This is a genomic window from Desulfovibrio sp. SGI.230 (assembly GCF_050313065.1).
Classification (GTDB): domain Bacteria; phylum Desulfobacterota; class Desulfovibrionia; order Desulfovibrionales; family Desulfovibrionaceae; genus Desulfovibrio.
Map to the genome: position 1 here is coordinate 1 of NZ_JBNPKS010000026.1, position 1527 is coordinate 1527.

Below are 1527 nucleotides of genomic sequence, written 5' to 3' on the forward strand. Positions count from 1 at the left end.
AACAATCTTTGGCAGCGGCCTACTTTCCCACATGACGTTATGCAGTATCATCGGCGATGGAGAGCTTAACTTCCGAGTTCGGAATGGGGTCGGGTGTACCCTCTCCTCTATGGCTACCAAAGAAATTTGGCAAATTTATTGAAACAGGGATGGAAGGTTTTTTCGAGAAACAAGACGCACGGGCTATTAGTACTGGTCAGCTCCACCCCTCACAGGGCTTCCACCTCCAGCCTATCAACGAGGTCGTCTACCTCGGCCCTTCAGGACTTGCGTCAGGGAGAACTTATCTTAAGGCAGGCTTCCCGCTTAGATGCTTTCAGCGGTTATCCCTTCCACACATAGCTACCCTGCTGTGCCGTTGGCACGACAACAGGTCCACCAGTGGTGTGTCCATCCCGGTCCTCTCGTACTAGGGACAGGCCCTTTCAATTCTCCTACGCCCACAGAAGATAGGGACCAAACTGTCTCACGACGTTTTAAACCCAGCTCGCGTACCACTTTAAACGGCGAACAGCCGTACCCTTGGGACCTGCTTCAGCCCCAGGATGTGATGAGCCGACATCGAGGTGCCAAACCGCATCGTCGATGTGAACTCTTGGATGCGATCAGCCTGTTATCCCCGGCGTACCTTTTATCCAATGAGCGATGACCCTTCCATTCGGGATCACCGGATCACTAACACCTACTTTCGTACCTGCTCGAGATGTCTCTCTTGCAGTCAAGCTCCCTTTTGCGTTTGCACTCGACGGCTGGTTTCCAATCAGCCTGAGGGAACCTTTGCATGCCTCCGTTACATTTTGGGAGGCGACCGCCCCAGTCAAACTACCCACCAGACACTGTCCTCTTACCGGATCACGGCGAAGAGTTAGGGACCTGAACAAACAAGGGTGGTATTTCAACGATGGCTCCCTCCATACTGGCGTACAGAGTTCACAGCCTCCCACCTATGCTACACATGCAGGCTCAAATCCCAATGTCAAGCTATAGTAAAGGTGCACAGGGTCTTTCCGTCTTTCTGCGGGTACACGGCATTTTCACCGCGACTTCAATTTCACCGAGTCTCTGGCCGAGACAGTGTGGAGATCGTTACGCCATTCGTGCAGGTCGGAACTTACCCGACAAGGAATTTCGCTACCTTAGGACCGTTATAGTTACGGCCGCCGTTTACTGGGGCTTCAATTCGGAGCTTCGCTTGCGCTGACTCCTCCTTTTAACCTTCCAGCACCGGGCAGGCGTCAGTCCGTATACGTCGTCTATACGACTTGGCACAGACCTATGTTTTTAGTAAACAGTCGCCACCACCATTTCTCTGCGGCTTTTCAGGGCTCGACAGAGTGAATCGCTTCACCCTAAAAAGCACCCCTTCTTCCGAAGGTACGGGGTTATTTTGCCGAGTTCCTTGGCCAGAGTTCTCTCGAGCGCCTTGGATTATTCATCCCACCCACCTGAGTTGGTTTCCGGTACGGTTTGCGTGTCCTATACTTAGAAGCTTTTCTAGGCAGCATAGACTCAACAACTTCAGACCTT

Annotated in this window: 2 rRNA genes; both read right to left on the minus strand. The window is 52.3% G+C overall.

Going from position 1 to position 1527, the window contains the following annotated elements:
• Window positions 1-6: 6 nt before the first annotated feature.
• A 5S ribosomal RNA gene (rrf, locus tag ACQRAG_RS11725) occupies window positions 7-121 on the minus strand.
• Between the two features lie 44 nt (window positions 122-165).
• Window positions 166-1527 (minus strand): 23S ribosomal RNA (locus ACQRAG_RS11730); the annotation flags it as partial.